The sequence below is a fragment of the Hyalangium ruber genome (genome assembly GCF_034259325.1).
GTDB classification, from domain to species: domain Bacteria; phylum Myxococcota; class Myxococcia; order Myxococcales; family Myxococcaceae; genus Hyalangium_A; species Hyalangium_A rubrum.
Map to the genome: position 1 here is coordinate 314,122 of NZ_JAXIVS010000009.1, position 17,591 is coordinate 331,712.

10 protein-coding genes are annotated in these 17,591 nt (G+C 64.2%); 5 read left to right on the forward strand and 5 right to left on the reverse strand.

The annotated features are described in order from the left end of the window. Positions 1–582: 582 nt before the first annotated feature. The 5 genes from SYV04_RS26130 to SYV04_RS43795 all read left to right on the forward strand — a co-directional run bounded on the left by SYV04_RS26130 (position 583) and on the right by SYV04_RS43795 (position 11,710). Complete coding sequence (locus SYV04_RS26130; protein WP_321548617.1) at positions 583–2,448, forward strand: AAA family ATPase; 1,866 nt, start codon at positions 583–585, stop codon at positions 2,446–2,448. Beyond that, positions 2,445–3,101 (forward strand): 4Fe-4S single cluster domain-containing protein, encoded by a 657-nt coding sequence (locus SYV04_RS26135; RefSeq protein WP_321548618.1) that lies wholly within the window; start codon positions 2,445–2,447, stop codon positions 3,099–3,101. The genes SYV04_RS26130 and SYV04_RS26135 overlap by 4 nt, the downstream gene beginning before the upstream one ends. 443 nt (positions 3,102–3,544) lie before the next feature. Continuing rightward, entirely contained in the window at positions 3,545–9,352 is a 5,808-nt protein-coding gene (locus tag SYV04_RS26140) for a protein kinase domain-containing protein (protein ID WP_321548619.1), read from the forward strand. Then, on the forward strand, positions 9,349–10,728 hold the full coding sequence (locus SYV04_RS26145; RefSeq protein WP_321548620.1) for a hypothetical protein: 1,380 nt from the start codon (positions 9,349–9,351) through the stop codon (positions 10,726–10,728). Before SYV04_RS26140 ends, SYV04_RS26145 begins: the two co-directional genes overlap by 4 nt. Positions 10,729–11,416: 688 nt before the next feature. After that, positions 11,417–11,710: a DUF3892 domain-containing protein gene (locus SYV04_RS43795; protein ID WP_422723972.1), complete on the forward strand. Its 294-nt coding sequence runs from the start codon at positions 11,417–11,419 to the stop codon at positions 11,708–11,710. Positions 11,711–11,846: 136 nt separating this feature from the next. Here the strand turns inward: SYV04_RS43795 and SYV04_RS26150 are convergent, their stop codons facing one another. From SYV04_RS26150 to SYV04_RS26170, 5 genes are all read right to left on the reverse strand, one after another. After that, a complete protein-coding gene (locus SYV04_RS26150; protein ID WP_321548621.1) occupies positions 11,847–13,760 on the reverse strand; it encodes a hypothetical protein in 1,914 nt (637 codons plus the stop codon). Beyond that, positions 13,757–14,326 carry a hypothetical protein gene (locus tag SYV04_RS26155; protein ID WP_321548622.1) on the reverse strand — a complete coding sequence of 190 codons (570 nt, stop codon included), beginning with the start codon at positions 14,324–14,326 and terminating at the stop codon, positions 13,757–13,759. Before SYV04_RS26155 ends, SYV04_RS26150 begins: the two co-directional genes overlap by 4 nt. Then, a complete protein-coding gene (locus SYV04_RS26160; protein ID WP_321548623.1) occupies positions 14,326–15,483 on the reverse strand; it encodes a dsDNA nuclease domain-containing protein in 1,158 nt (385 codons plus the stop codon). The genes SYV04_RS26155 and SYV04_RS26160 overlap by 1 nt, the downstream gene beginning before the upstream one ends. 187 nt (positions 15,484–15,670) lie before the next feature. Further along, positions 15,671–16,567 (reverse strand): S-4TM family putative pore-forming effector, encoded by an 897-nt coding sequence (locus SYV04_RS26165; protein ID WP_321548624.1) that lies wholly within the window; start codon positions 16,565–16,567, stop codon positions 15,671–15,673. A gap of 10 nt (positions 16,568–16,577) precedes the next feature. Beyond that, on the reverse strand, positions 16,578–17,474 hold the full coding sequence (locus SYV04_RS26170) for an SMODS domain-containing nucleotidyltransferase (protein ID WP_321548625.1): 897 nt from the start codon (positions 17,472–17,474) through the stop codon (positions 16,578–16,580). Positions 17,475–17,591 lie beyond the last annotated feature (117 nt).

Below are 17,591 nucleotides of genomic sequence, written 5' to 3' on the forward strand. Positions count from 1 at the left end.
TGGCACGTCAGGGATCAGGTTGTGAGCGACATCGGCCTTAGCAGGAATGTGGCGGGCTCAGTGCCCACCCCTTTGACCGTCGCCAGGTGTTGTAGCTCCGCCTGGGTCAGCACCACTGCGTCGTAGCCGCCCTTCTCCATCGTTGCCAGGAACCATGTCCAGTTGGCCGCTGTGGACGGCGCCGTCTCCGAGGTGTGTGCGTCCTCGATCAGCTTAGCTGCCTCTGCTCCCAGCCGATCATTAGCCAGTGCGTCCGCCTCCAAGGCGGGATGGTCGGGTACCCTTATGGGTACCTGCAGACGGCAACAGACGCGGAGCTGTTCGCGGGGGGGGAGAGCCGCGTCACAACGGCTTGGACCGGAACGGTGTGCTTGAGGGTTGGAGATGCGCAGCCGTCCTGCTGATCGCGGGCAGTCCGCGCGCGAGCCACAAGCAGATCGGTCCAGAGCTGATGCTGTTTTCTCAGGAAGGCGTTACCGTTCCACTTCGGCAGGTGGACCGAGCTGCGAGCCATGCCGTGGAGTGTCGGTAGGTCGTCGCCAGCCACAACCAGGCAAGGCAAGGAGAGACGTGGGGAAGCACATGGTGGCTGAGAACTCCTTCGAGAAACCACGATGGTTGCGCGATCTGCTGCGTTTTCTGCCGCTCAAGAGCCAGTTCGTGCTCTCGGGCAATGTGCGTGACCTACAGCTCTTCGAAGCTGGGCCCGGCGTGGTGACCCCACGGCCCATGCTCCAGGTGCTGGCAGCGGAGCTGCGCGTCGCGGGATACGCACACGTGGTCTCCTATGACCCGGTTGCGGGATTCAGGGTGATAGGGCTCCCCGGCGAAGCCCCCTCACTGGGGGCGGACCTGTTGAAGCAACTCGGCCTGGAGGCGGCGAACGGGACGGCTCCCGCTGGCCTTGAGCTCTTCGCGGAGACCCTTCAGCGGGCCGTTGGTCGCTCGGGAGACCCAATTGCGGTAGTGGCCGACTTTGCCTCACGCATGGTTGTGCGCACCGCGGCTCTTTCTGGACCGGAGCATCAGGCGTTCACGCGGGCACTGGTACTATCCCACCAGGCACGGTCACGTCCGCATGGCACGCCTCCGCGCCCCTTTTTCAACACGGTGCTCTGGGTCGTCGACAAAGAGGGAGACCTGCCTGACTGGCTGCTTGTCGACAACCCGCGGATTCGACACGTGCCCATCGCCAAGCCCGATCATCGAGCCCGGCGGCCTCTTGCCGCTTCCCTGCTGCGAAGTCTTGAGGGTTATCGCGAGGCGGATCCTCACGCGGCGGGAAGGGCGCTGGATGACTTTGTCGACCAGACCGAAGGTCTGCTGCTGGTGGACCTCACCTCCATCGTTGAGCTTGGCCGGACGGAAGGGCTGGGCTTCGCCGAGATTGCGGACGCTGTCAGGCGCTACAAGGTTGGCGTCACCGAGGATCCCTGGCGGAAAATTGACCGCGCGAAAGTGCGGGGAGCAACGGACTTTGTTCGCAGCCGTGTGAAGGGGCAGGACCACGCGGTTGTCCACATGCTCGATATCGTCAAGCGGGCCGTCACGGGCGTCGGTTCTCCCCGCCGGGGGAGCCGACCGCGTGGCGTTGCCTTCCTCGCGGGGCCCACAGGGGTTGGTAAAACCGAGCTCGCGAAAACCATCACCAGCCTGCTCTTCGGAGACGAGGGTGCGTACATTCGTTTCGACATGTCCGAGTTCAGCGCGGAGCACTCCGACCAACGCCTCATTGGTGCGCCGCCGGGCTATGTCGGGTACGACGTCGGGGGGGAACTCACCAATGCCATCCGGGAGCGGCCGTTCAGCGTGGTGCTCTTCGATGAAATCGAGAAGGCGCACCCACGCATCCTCGACAAGTTCCTCCAAGTCCTCGATGACGGCGTCCTGACCTCAGGTCGCGGAGACCGAGTCTACTTCTCGGAAGCCTTCATCGTCTTCACCTCGAACCTCGGCATTTACCGGCTCGAAGCTGATGGAAGTCGGGTGCCCAATGTCACACCTGAGGATGGCTTCTCAGAGGTTCAGGCTCGGGTTCGCTCAGAGATCGAACGTCACTTCAAGGTCGTGCTCAATCGGCCCGAGATCCTCAACCGCATCGGTGACAACGTGCTCGTCTTCGACTTCGTGCGTCCCGCGGTGGCGGATCAGATTTTCGCGGGGATGGTGGAGGCGGCGCTCTCAGATGTCGAGTCCGCGCAGGGCATTGCCGTCACACTCGACGCCACCTCACGCGACCGACTGCGCGCTCTCTGTCTTGCCGACCTGTCAAACGGGGGCCGTGGCATCCGCAACAAGGTTGAGACGCACCTGCTCAACCCGCTCGCCCGCGCCCTCTTCGATGCGGATGCTACGCCGGGTCGATGTTTCGAAATACGAGGCGTGGAGACCGGCAGTACAACCACGCTCCACCTTGCTGATGTCGGTATCCCTGGAGCGGTGGCATGAAGCTCGCCCTCTCTCGGTTGCACTATCCTGTTCACGCACTTGGGCCTGGTGCTCGTATTGGCATCTGGCTGCAGGGCTGCTCGATTCAATGCCCGGGATGTATTTCCGCCGACACCTGGGCGAAGGAGCGGGGGTGGACGACTGTGGAGATAGTGATGGCAACGGTCGCGCCCTGGCTTGCCCAAGCCGATGGCGTCACCATCAGTGGTGGGGAGCCCTTTGATCAGCCAGAGGCGCTGCGTACTCTCCTCGTGCGCCTCCGGGCTTCCACCCCCGGCGATATCCTCGTGTATTCGGGTTACCCTTGGGAGGCGCTTGCCGGGCATCTCGATGCATGCGCGGGACTCATAGACGCCCTCATCTCCGACCCCTTTGAAGCTCGCGCACCGCAGACCCTGGCGCTGCGCGGCAGCGACAACCAGCGGCTGCACTGCCTCACGCCGCTGGGCGAGGCGAGGTTCCGCGCCTACGAGCGTCCACTCGAGGCCGCCGACCGGCAGCTCGACGTTCTATTCGACGAGGACGGCACGGTCTGGATGGCTGGCATCCCGCACCGAGGTGACATGCAGCGGCTTTCCACACTCCTCTCGGTTGGCGGGCACACGGCTTCGACAACGGAAGCCAGGCCCCTCAGCAAGAGGCAGCATTCATGACGCAGCTTCCTGAGCAACTCATCCGCGTGTGCCCACAGTGTGGGACCGAGCGTCCAGCCATGGAAACGCATTGTGAGAACCTCCTGGCTCATGGGCGTTGCCAATGGCCACTCTCCGAGGAGGAACTGCGCGTCCAAGGACAGGTGGTCACACGCGCGCCGGAGACTCCCGTCGGGACGAGGCCATGGCTCCAGTGCACCAACGGGCATGCTATCGATGCCGGCGACCAGCTATGCCTTCAATGTGGCGCAAGCATCGCGGACACGGCATCCCCCACGATCCCGCCTACACCGCCCGCGCCGAAGCTTGTGGGTGGGTGGCAACTGCTTGAGAGAGCCCCCTCCGCTGATGGCCCATGGGAACGGTTCCTTGTAGAGGATGCTTCAAGAGGTCATCGCGCGCTGCTTACCCTCTACGCAGCAGGGGCGGAGCCAGACCCGGCGGTGCGTGAGGTGCTGCGGAGAATGCCGCGGGACCACATTCCTGAACTCCTGGCCATCGGTCGGCACGAGGGACACGCCTACGAAGTGTTCGAGCACATCGACGGGGGAACGCTTGCTGACGCGGGGTTCTTCGCGGCGGGCAATCCAGCGGACCTGCGGCGGATGGTCGACGAACTCGGTCGGGCGCTAGCAGGCTTTGCCGAGGTGGGGCTGCGCCACCGCGACGTTCGTCCCACGACGATTCTTCTGCGCACACGCGAGCCGCTCGATCTCGTAGTGACGGACTTCGGTTCCGCTCGGCTGTCGGACTTCGACCTGGAATCGGTCGCGCCCTTGGGGCTGACCCGTTACTCAGCCCCCGAAGTCATTGTGGGCGCCGTGAGTGCCGCCAGCGACTGGTGGAGTCTAGGGATGATTCTGCTCGAGCATGCGACCGGTGGCGCGTGTTTCACGGGCGTCGATGACCGGGCATTCCAAATTCATGTTGTGACTCGGGGCGTTGACGTCCCTGCGGAACTGGATCCGTCCCTCCGGGTTCTTTTGCGCGGGCTTCTTGCACGCGACCCGCTGAAGCGCTGGTCCTGGCCCCAGGTGCAGGCGTGGCTTGCGGGCGAACCGGTCGAGGCGTCCGAGGACGGGGTTGCCTCACCTGCGGAGACAACGGGGCCAACTTTCACGCTTAAGAGGCGGGCCTTCAGCCGGCCAGAGCTCTTTGCTCTGGCGGCCGCAGAGGCGCAGAACTGGGAGGAGGCCCGGAGCCTCACCCTGCGCGGCGCCGTTAGCACATGGCTGGAAGAGCGAGGGGTTGACCCGAAAGTGCGGGCGCAGGTCCGCCGGCTTGCCTCTGATGAGTCCCTCCCAGAGGACTTCCGCCACGCACTTGTCCTCATGGCGATGAATCCCGCCCTGCCCCTTACGTGGGCTGGGGACATCGTTACCCCCGCATGGCTCCTTGCTCATCCGGAGGAAGGGTACGCCATCGTCACCGGAGGGGTCACACGCCACCTGGAGCAGATGGGGCGTGAGCCATGGCTCGTCCGGATGCGAACGCGCGCGGAGGCAGTGCGCGAGCGCGCCGGGCTACTTCAGATCGAACTAGATGAGGAGCGCCTACGCGTTGCTCTTCTGGCCTCCTCCAGGGCGAACTTGGAGGCTGAGCGCACAGCCCTCCGGCGCATCTACCCCGATACCGACCACGCCGGGCTGTCGTCCATCGTCGAGCGGACGCGGCTCACTGACGAGGATCTTATCCTCCTGGTCAGCGCGACCTTCCACCAGTTCACCCCCCTCGCTCAGCTCCTCGACCGGGCTGCGGAACTCGCGCTGCGCACCGGAGTCACACTCGACCGAGCGCAGGCAGAGACGTGGTTCGTGCGCTCCCGGCGCGAGGTATTCGCGGAGGCTGATGCGAGGGTCGCTAATTTCGCGCGCTGCGGCATCGTGCGGGTGGACGAGTGGGCTGACGCTTTCCGGGTCGAGCGGCGCATGCTCCTTGAGCGTGCTGTTGTCCTGCTCGCCGTGCCGCGAGAGAGGTGGAAGGAGCCGCCAAAGCAGCAGTACGTCGCGAACCTGCTCGAACTCTTCGAGAAGCGCGTTGCCGGCTCGGTCCAACGAGGACCACTCGTCCGGTTCCTTATCGGCAAGACCACCCCGCGCGTCGACCTGACTGAGCTTGGGACGGCGCATCGTCCAGCTGAAGCGCTTCTCGATCACGTGCTTGGGCGCACCGAGGCGCCCGTAGCTCTTGACCCAGCAGTTCTTACTGACGGCCCTGTTGAGAGCCGCATGCGGAAGTTGGTCAACCACGCGCTGACGTTCCGCCGCGATACAGGCATTGATGGGCGCTACCTCGGTTTCCCCTTCCTCGTCTTGCGCCACGGTCGTCAGAGTTCAGCGAGCGCGGCGCCCCGCATCGCCCCCGTTCTGCTGTGGCCCGTCGCGCTTGAGCTCCAGAGCGGCAGTCGCCTCGGGACCCTTGTCTTCGACCGCGAGCGAGAGGAGGTCCGCCTAAACCCAGCACTTGAGGGGCTCCTTGAGGCTGCGGAGTTCGCGAAGTGGAAGGCAGCGCGGGATGAGCTCCTTGCGCGCCCTTCCATTCGCCTGGGTGATGTGATGGACCTCTTCGGTACGCTCGCAACCCCACGTGCCAGAAGGCTCGCCCGGCTACCTAGCAAGGACGTCAAGCTGCCTGCTGGAACACGGGAACTCGCCTGTGCCGCCGCGATCTTCAACGCCGAGTTCACCGGCCAATCGCTTAGCGAAGACCTTCGTCAGATGCGTCGTATGCCTCCTGCAGGAACGGGATTGGAGGCGGCCCTGCGTGTCTCGGCGGAGCCGCCGTCTGGCGCGCCGCTCGGCATGGTGCCGGAGCGCGACCGGTTCCTCACAGTCGAGAGCGACCCGTCGCAGGAGGCGGCCGTGCTCCGGTCCCGCATGGCTCCGGGCCTCCTTGTCGAGGGGCCTCCTGGTACGGGCAAGAGCCAGACCATCGTCAACATCGTGGCGGATGCTATTGGCCGGGGCGAGTCGGTCCTTGTCGTTTGCCAGAAGCAGGCGGCACTACGGGTTGTCGAGAAGCGACTTGCCGCGGAGAGGCTCGGGGACCGCCTCTTCGTGGTCGTCGATGTCAACCGGGACAGGGAGTCCATCGTTCGTGCCCTACGCGAGCAGGTGGAGGCAGTCCGGAATGCCGATCCTTCGCGGGCTGCGACTCTGCGGCAGAAGCGCGCAGGGTTGGCTGGGCGTATTGAAGCCCTGGAGGCGGAGATTGATCGGCACCACCAAGCTTTACACACGGTAGATGGTGTAACTGGCCTGAGCTACCGGGCTCTCCTGGGAGAACTTGTCGGCCTAGAGACGGGCGGCGTCCCAGTCGATGTTCCTGGGCTGAGACTGCGCCTTGCCGATCTCGATCACGAAAGAGTCTCCCGGCTCGAGGAGGTATGCGGCCCCCTCGCATCGCCTTGGCTCGAATCCCGCTTTGAGGGCAGTCCCCTCAGCGTCCTCAGCAATTTTCCCGTCGACAAGGGAGTGAATGAGGCGTTTCTTCGGGGATTTACGCTCTTCGTTAAGGCAGAGACAGAGCGTCGCGATCTCCTAGCGCGGCCGAGCACATTCGACGTTGACGATCCTGCGCCCCTCCGCGCCTGGCTTGATGAGCATGGGCGGCTGTTCGAGGTGATGTCCCCCGAGACGCGAGCCCAGCTTGCGGCCTGGCTCGATCTCTTTATAGCGGGACGCGACGGCGCAGTCTTGGGGACGCAGATCCTCGAGACGCTGGAGAGGGCCGGGGAAACCCTGAGCCGGCTCGACGAGCGCGCCCATGACAGTGCGCTGTTCAGCATCTTGGCAGCTCTCCCGCCTGGGGAACTCAGGGCGTGGCTCGATACCGCAACACGCGCGACGGCCGAAGTATCTTTCTGGGGTCGGCTCAATCCAGGGCGCTGGCAGCAGCGTCGGCGCTTGCGCACCTTCCTCGCTGGTCATGGGGAGGAGCCGACAGAAACTCGAATGGTCGCGCTGCGGCAGGCGCTCGGCCTCGAAGTGCAACTGCGGACGGTCCGCCGTGAAGTTGCCGAGGTCAGGGAGGCACTGCAGCTCGATGTCCATGAAGCTCCTGCGTCACTTCGGATGCTCCGCCGCGAGGTCGACGATCTCTTGGCCAGGCTGCGCCCGGTGAAGGACGCTGTCGCTGCGGTTCGGGTGTGCCCTCGCCCAGTAGAGGCCGAGGACATGGCTCGCTCGGGGACGCCTGAGGGCTACCGCCGCCTCCGAGGGGCCTTCGACAGTGCCTTCGAGCGGCATGCTGCCCGCACGCGGAGCCGCACCGTTCTCGCGCCGCTTGCCAAGTGGTTCCAGGAGAGTTGGATCGCAGGCTGCGCGCGGAGCATCACACAGGGGAGGGCCACGACCGAGATGCTCTTGAAAATCGTCAAGGCACTGGGAACGCTGGAGCCGTTTCAACGTTTCCGTGTCCGGGCGAAGGGGCTTGACCCAGAGGCGCTGGCGGTGTTCGCGGCTCTGCGCGACCGTGAGGATGCGCTGAGGGCGCTGCCCTCGGCCATGCTGGAGGAGCACGTGCGCCGGGTCATCCGGCGAGAGGCGCTTCTTGGCTGGAAGGCACGAATGGAGCAAACAAGGCCCGAACTGCTGCTCGAACGGCAGGAACTCGAGCGCAGGGTGCAGAGCCTCGCTGACAGCGACCGGGCGATGCGCGAGCTCAACCGGCAGTTGCTTGCAGTCGATCTTGATCGCACGCGCCTGAGCACTCCGGTGGCCTGGGATAGCATCACTCGGCTGCGCGGTCCGCGGATGAAGCGACTGCGTGAGATTCTCGAGCAGGGGGCAGATCTTGGGCTCATGCATCTGCGCCCCATCTGGCTCATGAACCCGGATGTGGCCAGCCGATTGCTACCGCTGAAGGCCCGGCTCTTCGATCTCGTCATCTATGACGAGGCTTCACAGATGCCCGTGGAATACGCCGTGCCGACGTTGTTTCGCGCAGGCCGGGTCGTCATAAGTGGCGACGAGAAACAGATGCCGCCGACGAGCTTCTTCGCCAGCCGCATCGACGGCGATGAGGATGAGGAGTTCGACGGGGAGGAACTCGACGAGGCGGCTACCGAAGCTGAGAGGTCCGCTTACGAGGAGACTTGGAACCGGCGCGAGGTGAGGGACTGCCCGGACCTGCTGCAACTTGGCCGAGGCGTCCTGCCGACCACCACGCTCCAGATTCACTACAGGTCGAGGTACCGGGAACTCATCGGTTATTCGAACGCCGCCTTCTATGGCAACCGCCTCAGCGTGCCTGCTCGTCACCCGGAGGCGGAAGTCCGACGCGTGCGCCCCATCGAAGTGCTGCGGGTCGAAGGCGTCTACGCGGACCAGACGAATGCGGCGGAGGCCCAGCGCGTCGTCGATCTACTCGCCGAGGTGTGGTCGGCAGCGCCCGAGAGTCGCCCTAGCATTGGCGTCGTCACCTTCAACCGCAAGCAGGCGGACCTTGTTGAAGAGGTTCTTGAACAACGCGCAGAGAAAGACCCCGGATTCCAGCGCGCCTACCAGCTGGAGCGTGATCGCGTCCAGGATGGCGAGGACATGGGTTTCTTCGTCAAGAACGTGGAGAACGTGCAGGGTGATGAACGCGATGTCATCGTGTTCAGCACTACGTTCGGGCGCGACAGGAACAAGGCGTTCCGGCGCTCTTTCGGTGTGCTCGGCCAAGCGGGTGGGGAGCGGCGCCTCAACGTTGCGGTGACGCGTGCCCGTCAGAAGGTAATCCTCGTCACCTCCATTCCGGTCAGCGAAGTCTCTGACATGCTGGCGAGCGGACGCGCGCCGGACAAGCCGCGCGACTACCTACAGGCTTATCTCGATTATGCCCATAGGATCAGCGCGGGCGAACTCAAGCTGGCGCGTGGCGCAACGGCACGGCTCTCAGCCAACGCGGGCGCACGACGGGATAGGGAAGTCGACCCCGATGGGTTCACTGCCGCGGTGGCTGGCTACATCCGGGAACTTGGCTATGAAGCAGTCCCGAAAGACGATGGGGATGCCTTCGGGCTCGACTTCGCTATCGTAGACCCCCGAACGCGGCTCTTCGGGGTTGCCATCGAATGTGATGCGCCGCGCCACGAGCTGCTGAGTCGGGCCCGGGCGCGAGAAATCTGGCGACCGGGGGTTCTCTCCCGGTCCATCCCTAAGGTGCATCGGGTGTCTTCCCGCGCGTGGTACCACCAAGCGGGGGAGGAGCGGCGGCGGCTTCGGGAGGCCATCCACGCGGCACTACGTGGGGAGGGACATTCATGAGCGGGCCAAAGGTTGTCCGGGTCGTCACGCGCGAGGAACTGGAGGCTGTGGCGAGACAACAGCTGCAGCTCCTAGTGGATGCGCTCGAGGAGTTGAGGCGCTGCGCGAGACGCCATGGAGCACTCGACGAGGCGTTCGAAGCGGGGCTTGAGCAGCGACGAGTGCGCATGGTGCGGCTGTTCGATGAGGCCAAGTGGGCTGCGCTCCAAGGACAGGTGCCCCTCGAAATCGCGTTCTTGGTGTCAGAGCGCGACCGCATCCGGGCACAGGCCGTGGCGTCCGTTGAGGCTGAGCGCTCGAAGCGCCAGCGCACGGAGGGGGCTGCCCGCACTCTCTTGGCGGCGTTCGAGGCCGCCGGGCGAGAGCCGCCAAAGCGCCTTAGGGAGATAGCAGACGGAGTTCAGAGTGCCGACGAGGCGGCACTTGGGGAGATGCAGGGTGTCCTGACTGATGCATTTCGGCAACTTGCCCCAGCCCCGCGCGCCGGGACTTCGGCAGTTCAGCGGGAGCTTGCTGCGCGTCTCGGTGCAGGGGAGACCGGTCAGCGATTTGCCGAGTGGCTGGAGGCCCGACCTCGCGCGGCGCCCAGCGATCCCAGCGTCCGACTTAATGCGCTGCTTGCCGAGGTCGAGGCCCTAGAGGAGCCTGAGGTGGCGCGTCCCTTCCTTGAGCGGGCCGCCGCCATTTCGCGGGAGGTGCAAGAGGGCCGTCGAGCACTCTTGACCGACGCCCTCATGCTTGACGTCGGCGCATACCGACGTGCACGGCAGGCACGCGAGGTCGCAGTCGCGAGCCTACGAGAAGTGCGGTGTAGCCTGGCAGCCCTCGGTACCCCTACGACGCTCGCGCTTGAGGCGCGTATATCCGTAGCGCTGGAAGGAGGTCAGATCAAGGACACCGAGGGACTTCTCCAGGAGGCACGCGTGACACTGGAGGTCGAGCGGCGGGAGATGGCCGCAGCAGCCCGGCGCCGGGCGGTCCTCGGAGGACTGGCCGCGCTGGGCTATGAGGTACGCGAGGCGATGGTGGTGGCTTGGCCGAAGGAGGGGCGGATAATCGTGCGCAAGCCCGGGGCGACCGACTATGGGGTCGAACTTGGAGCACCTGCCGACGCGGCGCGAGTGCAGATGCGCCTCGTGGGCTCCGACCGTCCAATGACACCCCGAGGCGCTGGACGGGACCGCGATATGGAGACGATGTGGTGCGCCGAGTTTCAGCAGCTCCGCAAGTTGGTTGCTGTAAACGGCACAGAAGTTGCCGTCGAGCGGGCGCTTGAGGCTGGCGCTCAGCCGGTGAAGACCGTCTCTCTAGAGTCGTCGCTGCAGTCAGAGGACGTTGCCCCCACAGGGGCGTCGGTGCGTAGGCCCGCACGGTGAGCGTGACCATCCTCTTGGCGACATTGAGGAGATCATCTCGATGAACGCATGGGTGCTTCCGTGCAAGCGGATAGGCTGGAGGAACGGCTGGAATACCGCGTCACCCGTCCTCTTGCCGGACCAAGTCTGAGCCTCATCTCGCCAAGCACAACCACTCGTGAGCGAGCCCCATCTCCGATTCTGAAGTCAGTCGCACATCGATTCCAGAGGTGTCGAGGATGTTCTGTGGCTCAAGCGATTACGCTGCTAGGCTTGCGCCATGCGCCTATCGTCCCTCAAGAAAAATGGAGTCGCTTGGTATCCGCAGCACGTCGCCCTCCCGGATCTCTGCAACAGCGATGGAACAGCTGTGAAGGTCGACCTATATGTGGATGTTGCTGCCCATCGCGCCTACCAAGTCGATGTCCGGAATGGCCGCTATCGTGAGGCGGACACCTCGCGCGGGCTGGGCACTTTCGGAGAGTGGAGGGATCTAGAAGCGGAGTGAGTTTGGCGATGCCTTCCAGGACCTCCCGTTGTCTCGCTGGGCTTGGCTCGAGCCCTCGGGGCTCCTCTGAGGTTCAGGTCAATTTTCCAGGGCTCTGGGGGGCTTCCCAGCGCCCCGCCGGGACGCTTCCCGAGGACTTCTTTCAGGGCTCTGTTGAGCGAAGGCTAACAGTAGCATTTGCCGTCTATCTAGTGAGGGACCATGGCCAAGTGGGCTGATTTCATCATCTCTGCGGTTCGTTATGATTCAAGCGGTACTCACATTAAGGCTCTGAAGGTCCATGTCGACGACGGCAGGGCGCACATGCCTCGCGGAAGCATTTGGACCTTCGAGGATGTGGCGCGAGAAATCCTAAATGGCCATACGTTCATCACCACTGTCCGGGATCCAAACGAAGAAGGAGAGTATGCACCGGGCGCCTTCGTGCACCTCACTCTCCGAACGCACCAGGATAAGTCGAGGAAGGACAACTTGACGAACCTGCCTCAGTTCTAGTGGCGAGCAGAAGCCTGGCCTCAAGATAGCCTCCGGACAAAGAGGAACGGACGGTGGAGGCTTGTTAAGGGCTCGCGAAGATATGCGCTCGATGCCGAGAGGGCTCCTCTATAAGTGCGGCACGACGTCAAACTGCCTAGCGCCGTGGGAGATCGATTTGCCGTGCTCCGCGCAGCCCTGCGAAGGCGCGCCCTGCGGCAATGAGCTGCATCCCCTTGAACTCGTCGCGCTCAAGGAGATCCACGAAGGGCCGTAGCAGGTAGTTCTCCTGTGCCGAGATGCCGATCTCGCTCAGGTTGGCGGGGAAGTCGATGAGCAGGAGCCCCGGGTAGGCGAAGGGCTCTGTCCTGCACAACTTGAGGAGCGCGTACTGGTACGCCAGGAAGAAGTAGGCCCGCAGGTGGGCGCCGAGCATGCGTTGCCAAGGCTGACGATCCACGAGCAGGCGCAGGCGCTCCTCAGTCACCGTGACTGACACCTGGCGAGGCCCCCAGCGTGCGCGGTCCGGGCCATTCAGCGCGTTGAGGTAGTCCGTCATCGCCGCGGCCAGGCGGTCGCCCAGCTCGGTAAACTCGGGTTCAGCCTTCTTCTCTTGAACCGCGGACTTGAGCCTGGCGATGTCCTGCCGGAGCGCGTCCACGCGCCGTGCGAGTTCCTCGCGCCTATCAAGCGTCGTACCGATGCGCTGGAGTTGGCGGATGCGCTCCTGGAGGCGCCCTGTTTCTTGGTCTGCCACAGCTAGCTCCGGCGGCAAGATCCACGCGGCCGCGGTGCGCACCGGTCGCAGGAGCCCTTCGAGGCGCGTGATTTCCTCCGCCACATCCTGGCCTAGCAGGCGTGCCTCGGCATCCTCGGCTTTGAGCCGCTCGAGGAGTCCTTCCAACTCCGATGCCTCCTCCTTCAACTGCTGTCGCTCGAAGTCGAGCCGGGCGGTTGTGGACTTGCCAGGCTCGGTGGGTTGAGTGAGAGGCTGGTGGCAGAGGTAACACTCGTGAGGAGGAGCAGCTTGCTGCGAGACCGCTCGGTCGCACACAGGGCAGTGAGTGACGCGGAGCGGGCCCAAGATATCTCCTGCTGACCGCGCTCGATCCAGCTTCGCCAACTCGCTGCGTGCGCTGTTGAGCCGAAGGGTGAGGGACGCGATTCGCTCTGTTCCGCGCTCGACCTGCTCCTTCAACCGTGTGCGGCGCGCTCGCGCGGCTTCAAGTGCCGTCCCGTACTTGGCGAAAGTCTCTGCCTGGGATGAACTCGCTTCCGCGGCGCCAGCTTCCGCGTCACGGCGTAGACTCTCCAGGGCCGCGGTTCGTTGTGCTTGTCCGGCTGCCACCTGTTCCTCTAGCTGTCGGATGGCAGCCGCCAGCGAGTCGCGGGTGAAGCCGGCGCTGGCCTCCTCCACGGTGACCATCTCGCGGGCGATTTCTTGAACGGTCTGCTCGAAGGTGGCCTTCTGAGCCTCGAGCCTTGTTTGTTGCTTCTGGGCCTCGACGAGCCGTGCGTAGTCCGAGGAGAACACAGCAGGGGCAGCGCCCAAGAACAGTACGACGGCTGCGTGCTGTTCTGCCTCTATCTGCTTGACGATGAACTCATGCCACGAGTCTTCTCGCCGGTAGAGGTGTCGAAGCAGCATGCGCCAGCTCAGGTCTGGCCACGTGTTCTCCGAGTACGGATCCCCCTTGGGGATCCGTACTAACGGGAGGCCCAGGTGCTGCAGGAAAAAGGCCGAGAACTCGGAAGCGGGCACCGACTCATCGTTGATGAGGAGCTTGGTGCGGCCACCTTTTTCCGTCCAGCGGCGCTCAAGGATGAGCGGTTCTCCGTCGATGAGCAGCTCGACGCGAGCTCGGTCATAGTGAGCGACGACCTCCTCCCCGAGAGCGTCTTCCACCGTGCCTGTATCCCCCAAGAGGTAGTCGAGCGTTTGCAGCCATTTGGTCTTGCCGGCATTGGGCTCGCCGACGATGACGTTCACGCCGGAGGCGAACTCCAGCTCCTCGCAGACATCACCGCTGAAGCGCTGAAGTCGCTGCACGTTGAGAATCTTCGCCGTCATTCCTCGATGACCTCTCCCAGCTTGCGAGCGGCCACTTCCTGGTCGAACAGCCGGTAGATGAGTTCCTTGAGTGCTGTCCCACTCTCGCCACCAAGCACTGTGCGCACGCGCTTCATCTGCTCCATGAGCTCCTGGAACGGTCCCTGGGCTCCCAATTGCTCTGCTGCTCCAGCCCCCTTTTCGGTGAGCTGAAAACGAAAGGGCTTGGTTCCGTCCCGGGTGACACGTACCAGCCCTTTGCCTTCCAGATAGGCAAGCACGTGGTAGTAGCGGTGGTCCCACGGTCCGTAGTGGTGGCGTACCATGTTCGATTCGACTGCGGGCAGGACCGTCGGTACTGGGGCCCCGCGTTCGGCGCAGGCCCGAGCGAAGAAAGCAGGGTAGCGCACGAAGAAGTCCAGCTTGGCCAGCTTCGTCAGGCCATCGATGCCTCCCTTGGCCTTGCCCTTGGTACCACCGCACACCTTGAGCAGGAGGAGCAGGCGCGCCGCATGGAACTCGACGAGCTCGTCGGGCACCAGAGGGAGCCCGGCCGGGTAGTCGCGCAGGTTGCGGATGGATCTCATCACGCCTCCCACTCGAAGGTGTGTAGACCACGCTTCACCAACTCGTACATCGTCCCTCGAAAGTAGGTGAGTGGTGGGCGTGTGCCTGCTGGCAGGGAGGCATGGAGCTCCTCCAGTGCCTTGAGGCAGCGGAGGTACCTGGCCTTGGGAGATTCGTTAGGGCCAGGCTCGTATTCCAGCCGAAGCCGGTGAAGGAGAGCCTCGATCTCGTTGAAGGCGTCCTGAGCGCCCTGGATCGATAGGTACTCCTGGCGGCGGATGGCAGCCTGATGGTCTGCGTGCTCTTGAAGGACGTGCTCGATCTCCACTTCCGCCATCCCCATCTGAGTGAGCGCCCGCCGGAGGGGATTGCCGCCAGCTGCGGTATATGGCTGCTTGAGAGCGGCGATCTTCGCCTTGAGCTCTGACAGGAGATGCTGCGAGCGCAGCTTCTTCGCGTCGAAGGGCGGCGGCACGCGAGCGGACGCCGCACGGTCCACCGCACGCAGGAGGAAGTCGTACACCTCGCGCACGTGATCGGGCGCCGACATGTCGAAGAAGTCATGCAGGTAGCCCGTCAGGCGCACCGTCGCGGAGTTACGGACGGCGTCTTCGGGGCCACGGACCTCCCACAGCACCGACTCGAGCCAGAAGAGCAGGCCGCCAGGACCGTCGACATGAAGATCTTGAAGAACTTCGGTGATCCTCTTGAGGATCTCTCGTACCTCTGGATGGTCGCGATGCCGCTGCGGAGCACCCCGAGCGTGTGTCAGCACCCGGAGCTGTGTATGGATGTCCGCCGCGGTGATGAGCCGGAAGCGGTGGGGCTCCTGACACCGAGCCTGCGCCATCGAGCGCTCGAGGATGCTCGACCCGGGCACCTCCGCCTTGTCCTTCTTGCTGCGGCGACAGAGGACCGCAGTGGACCACAAGGCATCGCGGCGCTCGGCCTTAACCTGAACGAACTCGACCTCTTGGACGCCCTTCTCGTTCCAGATGATGGTCAGGTCGTCATGCACCTCGCACCAGACAGACTCGATGAGCCGGTCGGCCAGCATCTCGATGCAGAAGCTGACGGCGACGTGGTCCTGGTAGGCGAAGCCACTCCGCGCTGTCGTTCCGCCGGACTCGAGCGGCGTGAGCTCGTGGATGGAGGGCGGCTTGGGCGCAGGAGGCAAGGCGTCCTCTCAGCAGGACAACTTCGGCAGCAGGCTCTGGAATCTCTTGGTTTTCAGGTACCAAATCAAGAAACCAGTGTGGGTGCCAGAACTACAGGCTGCTTCAGGAGGATAGCGCGGGCTAGGAGCAGGAACTGGCCGGGGAGCTCCCTGGGACATCAAGGAGCTGATCCTCCAGAGGAGTCCGTCAGCGGGCGAGGCGGGCCACGGCCTCAGAGACCAGTCGCTGGGTGGCCTCGCGCATCGCCGCCTCGTACCGGGACCTGAGCCACCGGTAGAGGTAATCGGGGACTGGTGTCTGCTCTCGCCGGAGCAAGAGGAGACGGTCCTGCACAAGTCGGAGCTTCGCGTCGGGTATGGCTCCACCGTTGGTGACTCCCTCCTCCCAGGTTGAGGAGAGCTCTTCGATGAAGCGTTCTTGTTCTGCTCCTGCGCGGCGATGGGCCTTGAAGGTCTTGATGGTGTGCTGGAGAGCAGGCATCAGAGGGACGGCGAAGCCAACGAGGAAGCTGGAGAGGCTCTGATTCGTCGCTAGAGCCAGCGCCACTGCCGCGACCACCAGGACCAGGGCGATGGAGGCAAGGAGGAACTGGTAGAGATGCCGGGCACGGTGGTCCCAGGCCACGCAGCTTCTCTGGCTGGCTAGAACTGCGAGGGCTCTCGGAAGAGGGCCCGCGTCGGCGTACCAGCCCTTGAGGATTGGGTCCCCTTTCGCGGGTTTTCCAGCATCCACTATTGCTTCCGGTATCGGCCGTACACCAAGAGCCGGGTTCCAGGGCAGTCCGAAGACGCGCGTATCGAAGTCCTCCTGGATGAGCGCTGCCTTCTGCCGGTTCTGTTCCTCCAGTCCATCGAGCAACACCAACTCGACGAGCGTCCAGAGCAGGGCGAAGAGCCCCAATGCTGCCGATGCTTTCGGCCAGTAGATCGCCACGGGGAGTGAGCCGATTGCCAAGAGGGTGACAACGAGCACACTCGCTCCGCGCACCGCCTTGGCGCGCGAGTAGAGGGCTCGTTGGGCAGCAAGTCGCTCAAGGTTCTCCTCGAGGTCTTGTCGCAGGCTGATGTCGTTGGGGACGCTCACCGTACTCCTCCTACCGGCGGGCAGGGAACCCGTCGTTGAAGACGATGCGCCACTGCCGGAAAGCCTCGTCGATTCGACCGTTGTCCTCGGCCCAGAGCGCGGCATCCGCGTGCTCGGCCGCATGCGAGGCGTGGTTCACCAGGCTGCGCGCTTGCGCAGCCGTGTAGACGATGGGGATTCGACCGGAGATGCCCAACGGGTCATTCAGCGCACGCCCTTCGCGGTCCCGCAGGAGCCTGAAGGCATCGCGCAGGCAGGCTCCATAGCCCTTGATGCCTTCGCAGGTGCCTGTGGATGCTAGGAGCAGCTCGAGGTGAAAGGAGAGGAAGGGGATATTGGGGCTGCGCGCGTACTTCCAAGCCTTCAGGAGGCGAATGGTCCCTTTGAGCTTGTTGCGGGAGGCCAAGCCCTTCAGCACAAGGTACTTGCTGTGTCGCTGCGGCGAGGTGTCAAGCCACCCCTCCGCTCCATCAGGGATGGCGAACACGGGATAGCCATCTTGTCCAGTCGTGCCGTGCCAGAAGCCAGGCACCACATCCACTGCACCCTCGCCTCCCTGAAATTTGACCACGACGGAGGGACCGTCGCTGCGAATCTCGGTGGTCTTGAACCGGGCAGCGAGCGCCTTCCGAACGTTCGTGAGCACGGTGCTTGAGCGCACCACAGACCCACCATACGTCACGTCGTCCTTGCTGATCACCGCGAGGTAGTCCACGTCCGAGTGGTAGCGGATGGCGGTTTCCCGGGTGTGGCTGCCGATGACTTCGAGCCTGTTGAGCTTCTTGAAGGCGACGACGAGTGCCTGCTTGATGCTGCGCCCGTGCGATCTGCGGGCGATCACTTCCCCTGGATTCGGCTCGATCCGGGCAAGCAACTCGGCAAAACCTTCAGAAACCGTCCTGGGCATCCAGTCCCCCTCCTGGGCAGTATGCCGGCGACCTATACCAGGAACCGCCGCCGAAGTAGGGGGGCATGCTCCAGGTGCTCCAGTCCAGCTGGGCTTTGGTGGGTGCAGCCCACCGCG

Bases quoted from the DNA above. Each gene is read 5' to 3' on its own strand.
- SYV04_RS26145 (WP_321548620.1), top strand. From the start codon at position 9,349: ATGAGCGGGCCAAAGGTTGTCCGGGTCGTCACGCGCGAGGAACTGGAG.
- SYV04_RS26130 (WP_321548617.1), top strand. From the start codon at position 583: ATGGTGGCTGAGAACTCCTTCGAGAAACCACGATGGTTGCGCGATCTG.
- SYV04_RS43795 (WP_422723972.1), top strand. From the start codon at position 11,417: ATGGCCAAGTGGGCTGATTTCATCATCTCTGCGGTTCGTTATGATTCA.
- SYV04_RS26170 (WP_321548625.1), bottom strand. From the start codon at position 17,474: ATGCCCAGGACGGTTTCTGAAGGTTTTGCCGAGTTGCTTGCCCGGATC.
- SYV04_RS26135 (WP_321548618.1), top strand. From the start codon at position 2,445: ATGAAGCTCGCCCTCTCTCGGTTGCACTATCCTGTTCACGCACTTGGG.
- SYV04_RS26155 (WP_321548622.1), bottom strand. From the start codon at position 14,326: ATGAGATCCATCCGCAACCTGCGCGACTACCCGGCCGGGCTCCCTCTG.
- SYV04_RS26150 (WP_321548621.1), bottom strand. From the start codon at position 13,760: ATGACGGCGAAGATTCTCAACGTGCAGCGACTTCAGCGCTTCAGCGGT.